Here is a 15,496-nt window from a genome sequence, read left to right as displayed (position 1 = left end):
CTGGTGGCGTACAACGTGAGCCCGGATGCGCCGCCGACCCGTCTGGATCCGGAGGCCGGCACCAGCACCACTCCGGCGGCCAAGCCCGCCGGCTATCGGTCGGCCGCCACCTACGACGACCGCGCCCAGGAGCGCGACGGTGCTCGGCAGCTGGACCGGATGGTCGAGGACGCGGAGTTCACCCGGGCCCGCAAGGACCTCGAGCGCGCCTTCCCGCGCGCGACCGTCCCCGAGGTGTCCGAGCGTAAACGCCGGGAGCTGCCGATCCCGGATTCGATTCGCCAGCCTCCGAGTTCACGCCAACGCAAGGTGCGGTCGGTGAACAAGCACAAGGCGCAGTCGCAGTTGCCGAAGGTCGGCTACACCGGCGTGCAGGACCTGGTCAGCGACCCGGACCGGTGGAAGACCGTCGGCGAGGCGCTGTCCGCGGCTCGCGGTGACGCGCAGCAACTCGACGAGAAGATGCGTTCCCAGGTCCAGCGGGTGGACCGGGCCATCCAGACCGCCGAACGGTTCAACGACCGCGGCCACATCCTCTACTGCGCGGTGACCCTCCCGCACGCGGTGCCGCAGCAGGCGGTCAACCTGCCCGCGACCCTGCATCCCGGATCCCGCCTGGATTTCGACCGGCACACGATGGCCACCCATGCCGCTCACGAACTCGATGGAACGCTGGGCGATCGGGATGTGGTGTTCGAGATCGAAACCGGCCGGGGTATGTATCTGGGACGCTCGGATACGGTCGACGACACCGCGCACCTGCTGCCGCGAGGGATGCGGTTTGAGGTGGTCTCGGCGGGGGAGGGGCGATACCGTCGCCCTGACGGCAGTATCGGCCGGCGGATGATCGTGCAGTTGCGGGACATCACCGAGGAATGAGGGGAATGAGGATGGGACTGTTCACCGACGACAAGGGCCGCCCCGAGCTGGTGGTCCATCCGGACATCAAGCTGGGACGGGCGACGTTCCGGCCGGTCGACGATGAACCCGAGCCGGAGGAGACACCGAAGCAGCGTGCCCGCCGCGAGCTGAAACTACGACTGGGCGCGGAGCTCCGCGCGAAAGAAGAAACCGGAGACACCAACCCCGAGAAGGGGTGACGCCTCCGGCTCATCCTGTGCAACTTCAGTGATCCGACTATAGCCACAAATTGCGATAACGCTAGAAAGGCGAGTGGTACGTGTATCAACGGCCGGCGACCGAGGACGAAATCCGCGACAAGGCCCCTGGACTCACCGCCAGCAATAGCGGCGGCGCGTTCGACGAGAACGGGAACGTGGTCGGCGGTACCACCACCTATCTGATCACTGTCACCGAGCCGCGCGACCGATGGTGCACGCGGAACGATCTCATCGACTGGGGCTACAGCGATGCAGGTATCGACCGCTTCTTCGGACCGGAATCCGAGGGTCCGGAGGGAATTACCGGGTGGACGTGCGAACACATCGACCATATCGAGGCCACGGTCGTCGTCCCCGCACTGCGCATGGTGGACGAGGCATTCTCCGACCCCGAGACGCCTGCTTCCATTCTCCGCGCGGCATCGACCTGATTCCGTCCCGGAGCGGTCGCCCAGACCGCTTCGCGTAGTTCCCGTCATGGCCCCTGGGGGACATGCGATGTCCGCAGGTCAGTCCCGCTAATATTCCGGTGACGCGACTACTTCGAGCGCGGCAGGACGGTGCGGGCGGGGTCGGGGCCGTGCGCGGACAGGGTGGCAGCGACGATGAAGACCCAGGACTGTGCAACCACGGGGTGCGGTCAGCCGGCCGCCTTCGTGTCCCGAAGCAAACCCGCGTGGTGCACCGACTGCATCGACGGAATCCTGCGCACGGGTGGCCTCGAACCAGCGGAGCCGTTCACCACGCCGACCGCCTGGCGGTTGACGACGTGCCGGACCTGCGGTGTGCGCGCCCATTACCGACTCGACTATGTCATCGGAAAAAACGCCTCGAGGACACCGACCTGCCGGGCGTGCCACTGGACGAAGCGGGCGAACAGAACCCGCTCACACCCGTGGATGGAGTTCGACCGCACAATGCTCGAGCTACTGCGGCACCATTCACCGGAGCAGATCCTTCAAGCACATCCGCAGCCGGAGGTGCGCGAATTCCTCGAACAGCGATGGTGGCCGCACGAACGGATCGCCGGCCACCTCGCCAAGTACGGCTACGACCTCGTCGACCCGATCGGTGAGGTCCACGACAACAATGACCCGGTACTCGCCCGCTGCCGCAAATGCCACCGGATCACCGCTGCACAGATGGCCGACTTCAGCTCGGGCTGCACCTGTGCACGCAATACCCGCGCCTCCGACCCCAGCAGCCCCCGACCCGGTCGGGAACTGTTGTCGGAATCGCAGTCCCCGGCACTGGATTGGTGGGACCACGACCACAACGAGGCCACCGCCTTCGACACGGTGACGGTCCTGGCCACTCGCTCCTGCCACTGGCGATGCCCGGAGTGCGGGCTGCGGTTCGAGGAGAAGGTCAACGTCATGACCAGCCGTCCGTCATGCCGGGCCTGTTCCGCCCGCCGGAGCGAGGAGTGGCAAGTCGAGAGAACGCGGTGGAAGATCACCCCGGTGGCCGATGTTCCGGAGCTGGCAGCGGCATGGGCCGATGATGACGACCCCCGCGAGGTGATGGTCGACGAAAGTGGGAAGCTGCGTCGGTTCCGGTGCCCGAACGGTCACCATCCCCGCATCAGAACCCTGCTTTTCCTCACCTCGGGGTGTCCGCATTGTCGTGGGTCGGCGACGGCGAAGAAGTGGCTCGCTGACCTGCTACCCGAAATCGCCACCCAGTGGCATCCGACCCGTAACGGCAAATACACCCCGCACAACGTGGTGTGGAACTCGCAGCGCGAGATGTGGTGGCGGGCAGACTGTTGCGGGCACGAGTGGCAGGAGTCGGTGCGGGCCCGCGACGGCGGCAGCAGGCTGCGTTGCCCGGCCTGCCGCACCATCCTCGGCTCCCTGGCCTGGCACGATCCGGGACTGGCCGCGGAATGGAGTCCCACCAACGCGGTCACGGCCTGGCACGTTCGCCCGCATGCGTCGCTGGCGTTCGTTCCGGAATGGGTCTGCGCCACCGACCCCGCCCACGTGTGGCGCGCGCCGCTGACCAGGCGGTCGAATGGGGCGGAGTGCCCGGACTGCCGACAAGCCGGCAAATCGCGTGTCGAACTCGAGCACCATGCGGCCGCGGTGGAGGTGTTCGGCAATGCCCGCTCCGGAATCACCATGACCGACGACGCGTACACCACTCGCAAGTCCTGGACGACGGACATCAGCGTCGACCACGAGGGGCTCACCGTCGTGATCGAGTACGACGGCGCCTACTGGCATTCCGCGGACGCGAAGGTGCTCATCGATCAGCGAAAGAGCCGGGATCTGCTCGCGGCCGGGTGTGTGGTGGTGCGGCTACGGGAAGACGATTTGCCGTCGCTGGCGATCGACCATCCCCGCTACCGGGAAGTGCGGGTGCACTCGACCGTGCCGCGCCCCCGCAAGGTCATGGAGGACATCCACGACTGGCTGCGAGGACTACGACTTCGTCGAGCCACTATTCGTGAGTGATGAAGATCTTGCAGCCTGCTTGGTTTGCAGCGTTGGCAAGATCGGTCTGGGCCTTTAAGTCTTTTGTGCCGTTGATTTCGTCAAGCCTGATGTTGCAGTCCGCGTCCTGACCCGCGATACCGGAGTTTCCGCGACCGTACGTACGGAGAACCGCGTCGCCTTCGCCTCCGCTCGGCTGATCGGAAGCGTCACCCGGAAGTATTGGCGCTGGTCGAGCGGCGGCGGTGGCGACGCTAGCCCCGAGGGCGATCGCCAGAGCTGCAAACCCAACGAAGGCGAAGCGCGCCTTGCTGTTCCGGTCAGCGCTCTGGGGTGAATCTGTGTTGTAAGTCGTGACGTTATCGATCATCGGTGTATCCCCACTGGGCGTGCGAGCGCGATCTGACATCACGAGTGTGCGCCGACGGGTCAAGCTGAAGTAGTCACCCTAGGGTCTGAGTAGACCAACCCTTTTCGATAGCACGCGTGCACCCACCGGCGACGTGTCATCACCCCAGGTTGCCGCATACGTTCGGTCAGATATGCGCGTCGGTCGGTGGGGCGGAATCGGCGAATTCCTCACGGCGAGCCCTCGCTGACGCGCGCAGGGGCATGTTCAGGGCGTCGTACACGCGTTTTGTCCGGCCGTAGTGTCAGGTCAGCTGCCGGATGCGGGGGAGTTCTCCAGGGTTCTCGGTCCTGTTGCGGGACGTCGCCCTTCCGGAGGGATTGGGCGCGTGGTGCGGCGGGTCTCCGGGGGTGTGGTGCTCGTGGCTGGTAGTCGTTTTGTGACTGTCGAGGCGAAAGCGAGGGTCCATGCGAGGGTTTCCGGTGATGTTGCCGTCCGGGCAGCGGTATTGGACGGTGCTGGACGAAGATCTGCAGGTGGTGGGTGTCGCGGACGAGTTTCTGCGACATCTGCGATTCGGCCGCGACGCGGCCGAATCCACGACAAAGGCGTATGCACATTCGGTCGCGCTGTTCCTGCGCTGGTGCGCCCGGACTGGTCGGTCCTGGCAGAGCGGAGTCGAGCAATTCGCGTTGTTCATGACATGGCTCGCCCATGCTCCATCGACAGATGGCAGCACCGTTGGTGGTGTCGTCGTTGTGGCGGGTCCCGGCGCCGGTGCGGTGCGGTGCCCGTCGCGGATCAACGGTGTGCTCACCGCGGTGCGCGGCATGGTCGTGCGCGCGTGGTCGTTCTCGATGGAGCCGCATCTGCCGACGAGTGGAATTCCGATGAGGATGCGCCGGTACAAGGCATCCTGGGAGTCACGCATTTGCCCATGATGGCGCGGCGCGACTACCTGGCTAACGAGAACGACACTCACTGGACAAACCACGCGATCGCGCGTCTCGAGGGCTACGCGGCCATCGTTGGACCGGAACGTACGCCTCGATCGCTGCGCACCCGAAATGGACTGGACATGGTAACTGGCCTTATCCGCGATGCTTGCGGCAAAGTCACTCTTGATGATCTTCGCGTAGCCACCACGCACAACCGTGTCTGGTCGGCGGTGCTATGGAGGAACGACGTCTGTGAGGCATGCGCCGACGATCCCGTCTTGGCATCCGCTGTCCAGATCCTTCGTGAATGGGATTCGTCTGAACACGTGGCCAGTCGTGGCGCGATCCTGTGGCGCCGGTTCTACGAACACTTCGTCGGTGCCGATCCAACCCCCAGCGTTGTGTTCTTTACGGACCAGTTTGACCCCGCCGACCCCCTGGACACGCCTAGCCGGATCAACCGACACGCTGGCATCGGGGTGGTCGAGGCTCTCCGACGCGCGGTCGCCGACCTCGATGGATTGCCTCTGGATGTCTCCGTCGGTGAGGTTCAGTACTTCACGCGGGCGGGCAAACGTCATCCCATACCGGGCGGGCCAGACGAAACCGGGCAGTACAACCTGATCGATGCGAAAGACGGGTTCGTTCCCGGCCGTGGATACCCCAACGTAACCTACGGAACGGGCTATCAGCTTTGGGTCGCATTTACAGCCGATGGTCCTGTCGCCGAATCGATCCTCGCGTACTCGCAATCGGAGGACCCCTCCTCCCCATACCACTCGGACCAAACCGAGATGTGCTCGAGGGGAGAGACCAAACAGGTGAGATTCCACCCAACAGACGTACTGTCAAACGCAGTCAAACGAGTGGTGCTTGGAAACGGTCGGACAGTGCTCTCCGAAATGCCGAGTACTTCGAGATGAGGCGTTGAGGTCATGACCGAGACCCCACCCGGTCACATATGGCCGTTCTGCACCGCCGTCCGCCCCGAATGGTTTGCCAAAACCGTTAATTCAGCCGGAAGTTGTCACCGTCAACCAAGAGGTTGGGGTCGCGCTGATCGGTAAGTTTCCACCGGAGCACGCTGGCTGACAGCGAACTACGCCAGACCCGTGAGCTTGGGGGGTACCCGCGCAGCAGGACCGCATCCCCCTCCTCATCGACGGTGTCCACCTCGACCACGGCCGGCCGACCTGGCTTCGCCGGGGATGGCCGGCCCTCTTCGAACAACTCGCATACTTCCCCGCATCCGACAGCTCACCTGACACGTCGGCCGGACAAACACATGTACCGCCGCCCTGAACATGCCCCTGCGTGCGTCAGCGAGGACCCGCGCCGAGGAAGTCGCCCGATCCCGCCCCACCGACCGACGCGAATTGAATCGCCCCGGGTCTGTCGGAGGCTCTCGGCTGGCCGCGCCGGCGCGGGCCTATGGTGATTGGCTCGGTGCGCTGGGCCTGTGTTCGATGTGATCGCGTGGATGGACGGCAAGAACCGCGGCCTCGGAGAGCGCTTTGAACTGGGAAGATGACACGTCCCGGGTGAATCGTAATCGGCACGTCCGATGATGGACGGTGTGGACGAGGCGACACCCGCAGGGGCGGGGAAGGGTTTGCGGATTTCGCTGGGCATCATCGCGGGTCTGCTGGCGGGGTTCTTTTCCTATGTGCCGGCGGTGATCTTGTGGCAGCACTACTTCGATGTTCCGCGACCTCGGGTGTATCCCGCACGGCTCGTTCACCTCGTTCGGGTCGGATCCGCCGCCGGTCGGGTATTGGGTGAGCGCGGCGGCACCGGCGGTGCTGCTGCTACTCCACGCACGGGTGGTGTGAGGCGAACTCGCTCGGCTGGGACAGCCAGGTGCCGTCCCGGCGGGCGCTTTCGTAGGCGGCAAATACCAAGCTCTGCGTCCTGAGACTGTCCCTCATCGATGATTGAGGAGATCTTCCCTCCTGCAGACTGCTCACGAAGTCTTGGTGGCTGTTTCTGAAGGCCTCGACGCGGGGCTCTTGGGGGAAACTGATACGCACCCTCTCGCCGTCTGTCGGGTGCCACTCCAGCCACTTGCCTGCCATGACAGTCAGCAGGCCCTTGCTTCCGCGGACCGCCACGGCCTCGGCGTCCAGGTTGTCGCGGACCTCAGGTCCCGGTCGGGAGATGTCAATGGCCATCTCCGCATCGAAACCCGGATAGCGCAGGGTCACGTTCACTGCGTCATCACCCGCAACCCCTGGGTGGGTTCGAGCCACGCTGGCCCGCAGGGCGGTGGGCTCACCGAACCAGAACCGCAACACGTCGAGAATGTGCGGCCCATAGTCGAGAAGAATCATCCTCGGCATGGGCTGGTAACGCCGGAAGAGTTCTTCGTAGACGTCGGGGTCCTCGTCCGCCACCCCTGGGAACGCGAACTCACCTCGTCGAGGCAAGAGGAGGTTGCACTCGGCAGTGAACCTGACGCGCTCGATATGCCCGAGGTCGCCGGCCGCAATCATCGCCCCCGCGTGAGCGTAGGCCGGGAGCCACTTCCACATCTCGTTGACCGCACCCGTGAGCGAGGCGAGTTCAGTAACCCGTGTGATTGCCAACGAGTCCTCGAGCGTGTGTGCCATGGGCTTCTGGCACAGGACGTTGATGCCATGCGAGACCGCTTTCTCGACCACCATGCGGTGAGCCTCCGGTGGGACGGCCACGTCGACAAAGTCGAGTTCGCCCGCCATCTTCTCGAGGAGCTCGTCGATCGAGGCGAAAGCGTGGGCGATGCCATGCCGCGAGGCCAGCCGCTGCGCCTTCTTCAGGTCGAGGTCGCAGAGGGCGACCAGTTCTGCATCCGGCACCTCAGACCAGGCCCGAACGTGCCTTGGGAAAATGTACCCGCAGCCAATCAGTGCGCCCTTCAACATGACTCAACTTTCTACTCGTCTGGCCGGGTCTCAAGGGCGGATGAGCCCACAGTCGGGGATCCGAGCGGACCTCCGGTCGGTGTCGCTCACGCAGCCCACTTCTTCGTGTGCGTATATCAGTACGACTGGGCAATATACCGCATACACTGCTAGTGTGTGCTCAGTCAGGTTGAGGAAACGGTTACGTGGACGGATTAATCACGCTGGGTGTAGCCGTTGGCCTCGGTGCTGTTGCCGCCCTTCTCATCCCGGCGATCACACCAGGCGCGACCGCGCATCGGGATCAGGATCGGGAGAGCATGCTGCTGCATCCGGAAATCGCGCTGGTCGCCGACGGTTCGCTGGCGGCTACAAATCCGAATGAGGTCCGACGTGAGCGATCAGGTAGGCGGCAAGGTATTGCGTCGCGACGCCGCGGAGAACCGGCAGCGGCTGCTCGATGCGGCAGCGACCGTGTTCAGTGCGCGAGGCCTCGACGGGGGCGTCGACGAGATCGCCCGGGTCGCCGGCGTCGGGATCGGCACCCTCTACCGCCGGTTCCCCACCAAGGATGCGCTGATCAGTGCGCTCGTTCGACAAGTGCTTGAAGACTTCGTGGCCCTGGCCCATGATGCCCTTTCCGCCCCGGATGGCGAAGGTCTGGAACAGGTGCTCTACGGCACCGGTGCCATCCTCGCGTCGAACCGAGGATGTTTGTCTCGCATGTGGAACGACGGCGAGACAACGATCTTGAGGGACGAGTATCGACGGATTCTGTTCGAGCTGTTGGCGCAAGCCAAGCGGCACGGCCGGATCCGCGAGGACGCCACCGACGCCGACCTGGATCTCATCTTCTGGTCCCTGCGCGGCGTCGTCGGAACGACACGCGGCGTTACCGACACCGGCTGGTGGAGAATCCTGGCAGTGATGGTCGCGGGATTGCGGCCCGGCGCGGAGAGACTCGATGCGCCACCGATGAGCACCGAGCAGGTCGCGCACATCATGGAACTATTGCAGGCTCGATGAGTTTGAGGCACGAGCCGGGCACTGCGGTACCACCGTGCCGCGGTACCGCGTGGGCCGATGACGGCGCCGTCACCGCACGTCTCGACCACCCCGTGTGATGTCACGCCGACGAACGGATCGACGATTGGATGGCCCTGGTACAGGAATCCCCGGTCGCACAAGCCGGATGGGCGTTGACGCAGGCGGTATATCGACATCGGAACCATGGTCGCCCATGCCGCCGGCGGAATCGGGATCGATCTCGGTTGCTACGACCTCGACACCCCAATCGGCAAGATTGAGTCCGAAGGCACCCGGAGCCTGCTGCAGTGGGTGGAGGAAGCGATCGAGGAATGACCCGCGACAGTTGCCGACGTAAGCCGACTTAGCGGCCGCACGACGCGTCTCGTCGGAACACCGGAGTAGCAGACAAGCTCGCGCAGTGGCGTGATGCAGGTGTCGGCGGCATCAACGTCATCAACTCCACGATCCCCGGTAGTTACATCGAGTTCATCGAGCACGTGATACCGGTCCTGCAGGGAAGCGGCCTGGCGCACGGCAGTACGCTGTAGACCGCATCCTCACGAAGACCGGACATCGATCCCGCGCGCAGCTTGCCGCCTGGATCGCCCGCGAGGAGAGCATCGATTCCCGAAATCCGTAGTTCGGGGCAGTTTCCCACTTCGGATGACACCCTGTCGTGTCTGGCCTCACCAGCGACTCAGTCCTGATTCCCGTGACCGGTCAGCCTTCTCCCTCGGAGCGGGGTAGTTCGCACGACCACCAGCCATGGCGCCGCCCGGTCGTATACCCCGACTGTTCGCCGTCTGGTGCGGGCCAGGCTGACCGCTCCGCTAGTCCACCGGGGGATATCTGCGTAGGAAATGCGGGTAGTAAATCAAGTAGATCACCTCAGTCGCACACGCCTCGCAATTGCGAGTCTTGTCGGCATGAACAGCACACACCACCACCAGAACAACTCACACACCACGAGCACCTCCTCCTGGAATCGGCTCGCCACCGCCGCACTCGGCATCATCGCCGCTGGCCGCCAGACGGCCGTTTTGCTGGTCGATCCCTACAACGACTTTCTGTCCGAGGGCGGCAAGATCTGGCCGCGCCTGGAGCCCATAGCGGAGGAGGTGGGCCTGCTGGACCACCTGCGCTCTGTGGTCGCCTCCGCCCGTGAGACTGGTGTCCGCGTGGTGTTCGTTCCGCACCGTCGTTGGGAGCCGGGGGACTACGAGACGTGGGATCACCCCAACCACACCCAGCGGGCCGTCATGGAGCGTCACAGTTTCGCCCGCGGAACCTGGGGTGGGGAGTTCCACACCGACTTCCAGCCGCAGTCCGGCGACGTCGTCGTTCAGGAGCACTGGGGGCAGAGCGGGTTCGCCAACACTGACCTGGACTTCCAGCTCAAGCAGCACGGCATCACCCACGTCGTGGTCGTCGGCCTGCTGGCGAACACCTGCATCGAGTCCACAGGCCGTTACGCCATGGAACTCGGCTACCACGTGACGCTGGTCCGCGACGCCACCGCGGCCTTCCTCCCCGAGATGATGCATGCCGCGCACGAGCTCAACGGCCCCACCTACGCCCACGCCATCACCACCACGGACGAGCTCACCGCCGCATTCAAGGCAGCGCACGCATGACACTGACCGGAGAACTGCTGATCGGAGGGGCCCGGGTGCGCGCCACGACGGGGACCATGAAGGCGTTCAACCCCGCCACCGGAGAGCTCATCGAACCGGAGTTCGCCTTCGGCGGCTCCGCCGAGGTCGACCGTGCGCTCCGCCTCGCCGGCGAGGCCTTCGACAGCTACAGCCACACCGACCTGGCCGACCGGGCCGCGTTCCTGGACCTGATCGCGGACAAGCTCGAGGCGCTCAAGGACGAGCTCGCCGAGCGTGCCTCGCTGGAGGCCGGCCTACCCGTCGCGCAGTTCGAGGGCGAGGCACTCCGAACCGCCGACGTGTTCCGCAAGTTCGCCGTAGTCGTCCGACAGGGCCGGTTCCTCCAGGCGGCCATCGACCCCGCCCAGCCGGACCGCCGGCCCGCGCCGCGCATGGATCACCGGCTGCAAAAGGTGGCCTTGGGCCCCGGGGTGATCTTCGGCGCCAGCAACTTCCCGATCTCCTACTCGGTGGCGGGCGGCGACACCGCCTCGGCCCTGGCGGCCGGCTGCCCCGTCGTCGTCAAGGCCCACAACGCGCATCCTGGCGCTTCGGAGATCCAGGGCCGTGTCATCGCGCAGGCCGTCGCCGAGGCGGGGTTGCACGAAGGCGTTTTCTCCGTCGTCCGGGGCGTCGGCAACGAGATCGGTGAGGCGTTGGTGGACCATCCTCTGGTCCGGGCGGTCACCTTCACCGGCTCCGAGGGCGGTGGCATGGCCCTCTACCGCCGGGCTCAGCGGCGGCCCGACCCCATCCCCGTGTTCACTGAGATGACCAGCGTCAACCCGACCTTCGTACTGCCTGCCGCCTTGGCGGCCCGTGGCGCCGAGATCGGCGGAGGCCTGGTCCAGCGCGCGATGTACAACGTCGGGCAGGCCTGCCTGAAGCCCGCCATCCTCCTCGCCGTCGACGGACCCGGCTTCCCGGAACTGCGTGACGCAGCGACGGCCGAGGTGGAGAAGGTGGCCGCACGGACCATGCTCACCCCCGGCATCCACGACTCCTACACCCGCAACGCACAGCGGATGGAAAACGGCGCCACCCGCATCGGCGCGGGCACGGCCCCGACCGGCGCATGGGACGGCCAGTCCACCGGTGAGCAGCTGCTGGCCGAACCTGCCCTCCGTGAGGAGGTCTTCGGTCCCGCCATCCTGCTGGTACGGCTGACCGGCACGGATCAGCTGCTCGAGGTGGCCCGCGCCTTCCGCGGACAACTCTCGGCCACCATGCACGCCGAGGCCGCCGACCGCACCGCTGCCGAACAGCTCCTGCCGATCCTGGAGCGCCGCACCGGCCGCATCGTGTTCAACGCCTTTTCGATCCCGCAGGAGGTCTCCTACGCCTCCACCCACGGTGGTCCGTTCCCGGCCACCTCCGACAGCCGCTTCACCTCCGTAGGGATGGGCGCGGTCGAGCGGTTCGTGCGCCCGGTCACCTACCAGAACTTCCCCGACGAATTCCTGCCGCAGCCACTGCGCGAGGCGAACCCGCTGCACCTGTGGCGGCTCGTCGACGGTGAACTCAGCCAGCGCTGATCGTTGCCACGGGCCCGTTCACTCGTCCGAACGGGGCCCGTTCGCTCTCGTGGAATGAAAGGAGTCCCTTCGATGACCATCACCGGCCACGCTGCCGCGCGGAATGGACGCGAGGCCCGCGAAGAGGTGCGCAGGAAGCTGCTCGGCGCATGGCAACTCGTGTCCTACACCGCCAGGAGCACTGAAGGGGAGGTCATCCACCCTCTCGGCACCACGCCGTACGGCCTGATCGTCTACACCGCTGAGGGATACATGTCCGCCCAGCTGGGGCGCGGCGACCGCTCACCCATGAGGTCGGCTCGTCTCGAGGACGCGGCGGCCGATGAACTTACCCAGGCGGCGGCAGGCTACCTCGCCTACGGCGGGCCGTTCGAAGTCGTCGATCCCGTAACCGTCGAACACCACGTCACCACCAGCCTCTTCCCGAACTGGATCGGACGGTCCCAGGTACGGAAGGTACGTTTCGAAGGCGCGCTCCTCAAACTCAGCGTCGCCGCTCCCACCCGACTGTGGGGTGCGGAACGCACAGCCGAACTCACCTGGAGCAGGCTGGCCTGACTGCGGCCTCTCCTCGCGAAGTGTGCCCTGCACATCATTCCTCAGGGTTGGGCGAGGTCGCGCCCGGCGTCCCTTCCACCGGCTCAGGGCCCTCCTCGGACACCTCTGCGGTGCTCGCCATCCATGGCCGCGTCGCTGTCGGTCATCCGCGGTTCCGGTCTCGTAGGCGTGACCGCCTGAGCATCGAGCGGTGCCAGTCAGTCGAGCCGTGAAAGCGCGATTCTGCCGCACGTGCTCGACGGCGATGTTCCCGTTGCCGCCCGGTGCCAGGTTGTCCTAGGGGCTCAATGCCGCGAACAGGCATTGCTTCGGTAGGCGTGCAGGCGCTGCGGCCACGCCTGCACGTCGGCAGGGCGCATCCAACGGGGGAGCACAGGGGCCGGTCTGCTTATTGTCGCCGGATCGCCACGGCGTACCGGAACCACCGTGACAGCCGCTGTCGCGCCCTGTCGATGCAATCGCGTCCCCCGCATTGCAATCCGTGCTCCACGCACATAAGGGCCCCATGACCAGCGCAGCCACCCCCGGACGTCAAGCGAGGAACCATCCCCGTTTTCGCCACCGCGATTGCGATCATCGTCTCCAACATCTATTTCACCCAGCCGCTCCTCGACGAGATCGCCCGGGGGCTTCCGGATATCACCCTCCGCTGCCGGGCTGGTGGCCACGACAGGACAGATCGGCTATGCACTGGGCATCATCGCGATCGTCCCGCTTGCTGACACCATTCGGCTTCTGGAGTTCCCCCAAAACAGCGGACAGGGACTTAAAGTAATAAGCGGCTTGATCCGTAACGACCGCAGACGGAGATTGTTCGTAGTCGTCCGGCTGAGCATCCCGATCGACGAGTGCCGCCGACGGCTATTATAGAAGTTCATCCACTTGTCAACAGCAGCAACCAGTTCCGCCTTCGTGGCGAAGGTGTGTCGATAGTAGTATTCGTGTTTGAACGTCGACCACAGCGATTCGGCGCCAGCGTTGTCCGAGCATTGACCGGTGCCGCCCATCGAGCGGCGTAGCCCGTGCCCGTGGAAGACCGCCTCCATCGCGTGCGCCGTGTATTGGGCGGATTCAACTGGTCGTCGCAACACGTGCCGTGAGGTCGAGTGTACTTGTTCGGCAAATGCTTTCGCTGGGGTCTTCCAACCGTGTATCTTTCGGGGGCGGTTGTTGAGCGCATCTGCGACCGCCTGAAGTTCACGGAAATTGTATCGGGACAGGTCAGTTCCCTTCGGAAAACACTGTCTCAGTAACCCATTGGTGTTCTCGTTAGTTCCGCGCTGCCATGGGCATATCGTCGCGCGCTCGGTGAACGACAGGTACCTCCCCGACACCGGGGTCAACGCGACCGGTGGGATCCGACCAGCGTGGCGGAACCACCGCGATCCCACCGGCCCCGACACGCCGCACGCGATCGATGCTTCCTCGCTCGTGAGACCCTCGGCGATCCGCGCCCAGAACGCCCGCTCGAGATTAAAATGCGGACCGGTTGCATTCGTCGATCGACTACCTGTCGCCGATCGAGTGCGAGACGCGCTACCGTGAACAGCGCCCCATCACTGCCTCGGCCCTCGAGGTTGCCTGAACGAGGTCTCCACTCGATCCAAGGCGGTTCATGTTTCCGAGTCCTCGCCGTCCGCCCGCCCGAGTGTAGGCAGGTGCTTGCCGAAGTTTAATTCGAAGTCGCTCGGAACGCCGTAACCGATACTGCGGAGCCTGGCACGACGCGCCTGCGCACTTGGCGAGGCCAGGGTTGAGAAGAACATGTCGTTGCTTGACTGAAGCTCCGTCGCTGTCGGCGTCCCGAACCGATTGATCTGGGCCTTCGCCGCGGCTAGCGTTTCACGGTCGAACGAGGCCAGACGCCGGACGAGCGCATCGACAAAAGAGTCGAGGTTGTCATCGTCCAGCGTGCGGTTTACCCAGCCATAGCGCTCGGCGATGTCAGCATCGAAATCGTCTCCACTGAGGACGATCTCAAGTGCGCGCGAGCGGCCGACCACGCGCGGGAGCCATTCCAGCGCTCCGCCACCCGGGACCAGTCCGACGCCGACCTCGGGGTTGCCGAACAGGGCGTTTTGCCGACTGGCGAACCGCATGTCGCAGGCCAGCACGAGCTCGTTACCGATGCCGCGCGTGCGGCCGCGAATCTTGGCGATGCTCACGATTGGCATGGACGAGAGGCGCAGCACTAAGTCCCGCCAAAGGCCCAACACCTCTGGCCGTTCAGCTGCTTTGGATACGTCGAGATGGGCGATGAAAAAATCGGGATTCGCCGACTGGAACACTACGACCTTCACGGATGGGTCCGCCTCGAGGTCAGTGATTAGCGCTCCCAATTCGACGATCGTTGTGGGAACAAACATGTTGATCGGCGGGTTGCTGAAGGTGATCGTCCACCGGCTCGGATAGGTGCGGTCGATGTTGAACTGCGGGTTGTCGGGCATGGCGAATTTCCTCCTCTAATATGAAGAATCCTACCGCCGACTACCGTGTTGGCGGCCGGGGCCGGATCGTCCTCGACGGCGAGATCGTGGCCCTTTCCGCTGGTCGGCCGTCGTTCGGCCGCCTCCAACGCATAATGGACAACCTCAATCCAGCCGCCACCCTGCGCAGGCGGGTGCCGGTGAACCTCCTACCGTTCGACGTGCTCTGGCTCGACGGGGACAAACCTGTTGGGCGCCCCGTAACTCGAGCACCGCGCCGCCCTCACCGAACGTGGCCACCAACTCCAGGGCGTCGGCCGCTCCATCCAGATCCCACCACACTGGGGGGGGGCATCGACGACGCTGTCATGCTCGAAGCAGACCGCAATTACAGAATGGAAAGCGTTGCTGGCAAACGTGTGTCAGTGAAATACTGCCCCGGGTAACGTACCCGAGCCTGGCGGAAAGTATTTATCCGTACCCCGGCGAGCTACCTGGGGATCGGCTGGATTCCCGCCAGCGGGTGCAGCACAGCCTTGTCGGCGCGCTCATCCTCGGCGCCTATGAC

General features: G+C 65.0%; 15 protein-coding genes and 1 pseudogene. 11 read left to right on the top strand and 5 right to left on the bottom strand.

The features are described from left to right. Positions 1-3 precede the first annotated feature (3 nt). From CJ177_RS41435 to CJ177_RS41420, 4 genes are all read left to right on the top strand, one after another. Positions 4-879 carry a hypothetical protein gene (locus tag CJ177_RS41435; RefSeq protein WP_095870686.1) on the top strand — a complete coding sequence of 292 codons (876 nt, stop codon included), beginning with the start codon at positions 4-6 and terminating at the stop codon, positions 877-879. An 11-nt stretch (positions 880-890) separates the two neighbouring features. After that, a complete protein-coding gene (locus tag CJ177_RS41430) occupies positions 891-1,100 on the top strand; it encodes a hypothetical protein (RefSeq protein WP_041813653.1) in 210 nt (69 codons plus the stop codon). An 80-nt stretch (positions 1,101-1,180) separates the two neighbouring features. Further along, on the top strand, positions 1,181-1,552 hold the full coding sequence (locus CJ177_RS41425; protein WP_095866222.1) for a hypothetical protein: 372 nt from the start codon (positions 1,181-1,183) through the stop codon (positions 1,550-1,552). A 174-nt stretch (positions 1,553-1,726) separates the two neighbouring features. Next, positions 1,727-3,580 (top strand): zinc-ribbon domain-containing protein, encoded by a 1,854-nt coding sequence (locus tag CJ177_RS41420; RefSeq protein ID WP_095870685.1) that lies wholly within the window; start codon positions 1,727-1,729, stop codon positions 3,578-3,580. Here the strand turns inward: CJ177_RS41420 and CJ177_RS47095 are convergent. After that, positions 3,567-3,929 carry a hypothetical protein gene (locus CJ177_RS47095; protein ID WP_143548794.1) on the bottom strand — a complete coding sequence of 121 codons (363 nt, stop codon included), beginning with the start codon at positions 3,927-3,929 and terminating at the stop codon, positions 3,567-3,569. The genes CJ177_RS41420 and CJ177_RS47095 overlap by 14 nt on opposite strands. 446 nt (positions 3,930-4,375) lie before the next feature. On the opposite strand from CJ177_RS47095, the gene CJ177_RS48835 reads away from it, so the two are divergent. Continuing rightward, positions 4,376-4,849, top strand: a complete 474-nt coding sequence (locus tag CJ177_RS48835) for a phage integrase N-terminal SAM-like domain-containing protein (protein ID WP_257014936.1) — start codon at positions 4,376-4,378, stop codon at positions 4,847-4,849. Beyond that, positions 4,753-5,769 carry a penicillin acylase family protein gene (locus tag CJ177_RS41415; RefSeq protein ID WP_257014935.1) on the top strand — a complete coding sequence of 339 codons (1,017 nt, stop codon included), beginning with the start codon at positions 4,753-4,755 and terminating at the stop codon, positions 5,767-5,769. The genes CJ177_RS48835 and CJ177_RS41415 overlap by 97 nt, the downstream gene beginning before the upstream one ends. Positions 5,770-6,654: 885 nt before the next feature. On the opposite strand, the gene CJ177_RS41400 is transcribed toward CJ177_RS41415, so the two are convergent. Further along, entirely contained in the window at positions 6,655-7,746 is a 1,092-nt protein-coding gene (locus CJ177_RS41400) for a Gfo/Idh/MocA family protein (protein WP_095870455.1), read from the bottom strand. Positions 7,747-8,106: 360 nt separating this feature from the next. Between CJ177_RS41400 and CJ177_RS41395 the strand changes: the two genes are divergently transcribed. From CJ177_RS41395 to CJ177_RS41380, 5 genes are all read left to right on the top strand, one after another. Then, complete coding sequence (locus tag CJ177_RS41395) at positions 8,107-8,751, top strand: TetR/AcrR family transcriptional regulator (RefSeq protein WP_095870454.1); 645 nt, start codon at positions 8,107-8,109, stop codon at positions 8,749-8,751. Between the two features lie 204 nt (positions 8,752-8,955). After that, on the top strand, positions 8,956-9,087 hold the full coding sequence (locus tag CJ177_RS48825) for a hypothetical protein (protein ID WP_257014934.1): 132 nt from the start codon (positions 8,956-8,958) through the stop codon (positions 9,085-9,087). Positions 9,088-9,680: 593 nt separating this feature from the next. Further along, entirely contained in the window at positions 9,681-10,388 is a 708-nt protein-coding gene (locus tag CJ177_RS41390) for an isochorismatase family cysteine hydrolase (protein ID WP_095870453.1), read from the top strand. Then, positions 10,385-11,944 carry an aldehyde dehydrogenase (NADP(+)) gene (locus CJ177_RS41385; protein WP_095870452.1) on the top strand — a complete coding sequence of 520 codons (1,560 nt, stop codon included), beginning with the start codon at positions 10,385-10,387 and terminating at the stop codon, positions 11,942-11,944. The genes CJ177_RS41390 and CJ177_RS41385 overlap by 4 nt, the downstream gene beginning before the upstream one ends. Before the next feature lie 72 nt (positions 11,945-12,016). After that, on the top strand, positions 12,017-12,502 hold the full coding sequence (locus tag CJ177_RS41380; protein ID WP_179443411.1) for a lipocalin-like domain-containing protein: 486 nt from the start codon (positions 12,017-12,019) through the stop codon (positions 12,500-12,502). Between the two features lie 683 nt (positions 12,503-13,185). Here CJ177_RS41380 and CJ177_RS49605 read toward each other — a convergent pair. The 3 genes and pseudogenes from CJ177_RS49605 to CJ177_RS41370 form a co-directional block, all read right to left on the bottom strand. Beyond that, positions 13,186-13,548, bottom strand: a complete 363-nt coding sequence (locus CJ177_RS49605; RefSeq protein ID WP_373560078.1) for an integrase core domain-containing protein — start codon at positions 13,546-13,548, stop codon at positions 13,186-13,188. Between the two features lie 25 nt (positions 13,549-13,573). Beyond that, a pseudogene (locus tag CJ177_RS48820) lies at positions 13,574-13,791 on the bottom strand (transposase); the annotation flags it as partial. Positions 13,792-14,115: 324 nt separating this feature from the next. Continuing rightward, positions 14,116-14,949, bottom strand: coding sequence for an enoyl-CoA hydratase/isomerase family protein (locus tag CJ177_RS41370; RefSeq protein WP_095870449.1), 834 nt, complete (start codon positions 14,947-14,949; stop codon positions 14,116-14,118). Positions 14,950-15,496 lie beyond the last annotated feature (547 nt).

Source organism: Rhodococcus sp. ACPA1, from assembly GCF_002300195.1.
Lineage (GTDB): Bacteria > Actinomycetota > Actinomycetes > Mycobacteriales > Mycobacteriaceae > Rhodococcus_F > Rhodococcus_F opacus.
The sequence above is the reverse complement of the archived record's forward strand: the minus strand, read 5'-3'. Positions and strand labels throughout refer to the sequence as shown.

What these genes read in the sequence shown, in the direction of transcription:
- CJ177_RS48835 (WP_257014936.1), top strand. Translation starts at nt 4,376, where the DNA reads ATGCGAGGGTTTCCGGTGATGTTGCCGTCCGGGCAGCGGTATTGGACG.
- CJ177_RS41420 (WP_095870685.1), top strand. Translation starts at nt 1,727, where the DNA reads ATGAAGACCCAGGACTGTGCAACCACGGGGTGCGGTCAGCCGGCCGCC.
- CJ177_RS41395 (WP_095870454.1), top strand. Translation starts at nt 8,107, where the DNA reads ATGAGGTCCGACGTGAGCGATCAGGTAGGCGGCAAGGTATTGCGTCGC.
- CJ177_RS49605 (WP_373560078.1), bottom strand. Translation starts at nt 13,548, where the DNA reads ATGGAGGCGGTCTTCCACGGGCACGGGCTACGCCGCTCGATGGGCGGC.
- CJ177_RS48825 (WP_257014934.1), top strand. Translation starts at nt 8,956, where the DNA reads ATGGTCGCCCATGCCGCCGGCGGAATCGGGATCGATCTCGGTTGCTAC.
- CJ177_RS41380 (WP_179443411.1), top strand. Translation starts at nt 12,017, where the DNA reads ATGACCATCACCGGCCACGCTGCCGCGCGGAATGGACGCGAGGCCCGC.
- CJ177_RS41400 (WP_095870455.1), bottom strand. Translation starts at nt 7,746, where the DNA reads ATGTTGAAGGGCGCACTGATTGGCTGCGGGTACATTTTCCCAAGGCAC.
- CJ177_RS41385 (WP_095870452.1), top strand. Translation starts at nt 10,385, where the DNA reads ATGACACTGACCGGAGAACTGCTGATCGGAGGGGCCCGGGTGCGCGCC.
- CJ177_RS41370 (WP_095870449.1), bottom strand. Translation starts at nt 14,949, where the DNA reads ATGCCCGACAACCCGCAGTTCAACATCGACCGCACCTATCCGAGCCGG.
- CJ177_RS47095 (WP_143548794.1), bottom strand. Translation starts at nt 3,929, where the DNA reads ATGATCGATAACGTCACGACTTACAACACAGATTCACCCCAGAGCGCT.
- CJ177_RS41430 (WP_041813653.1), top strand. Translation starts at nt 891, where the DNA reads ATGGGACTGTTCACCGACGACAAGGGCCGCCCCGAGCTGGTGGTCCAT.
- CJ177_RS41390 (WP_095870453.1), top strand. Translation starts at nt 9,681, where the DNA reads ATGAACAGCACACACCACCACCAGAACAACTCACACACCACGAGCACC.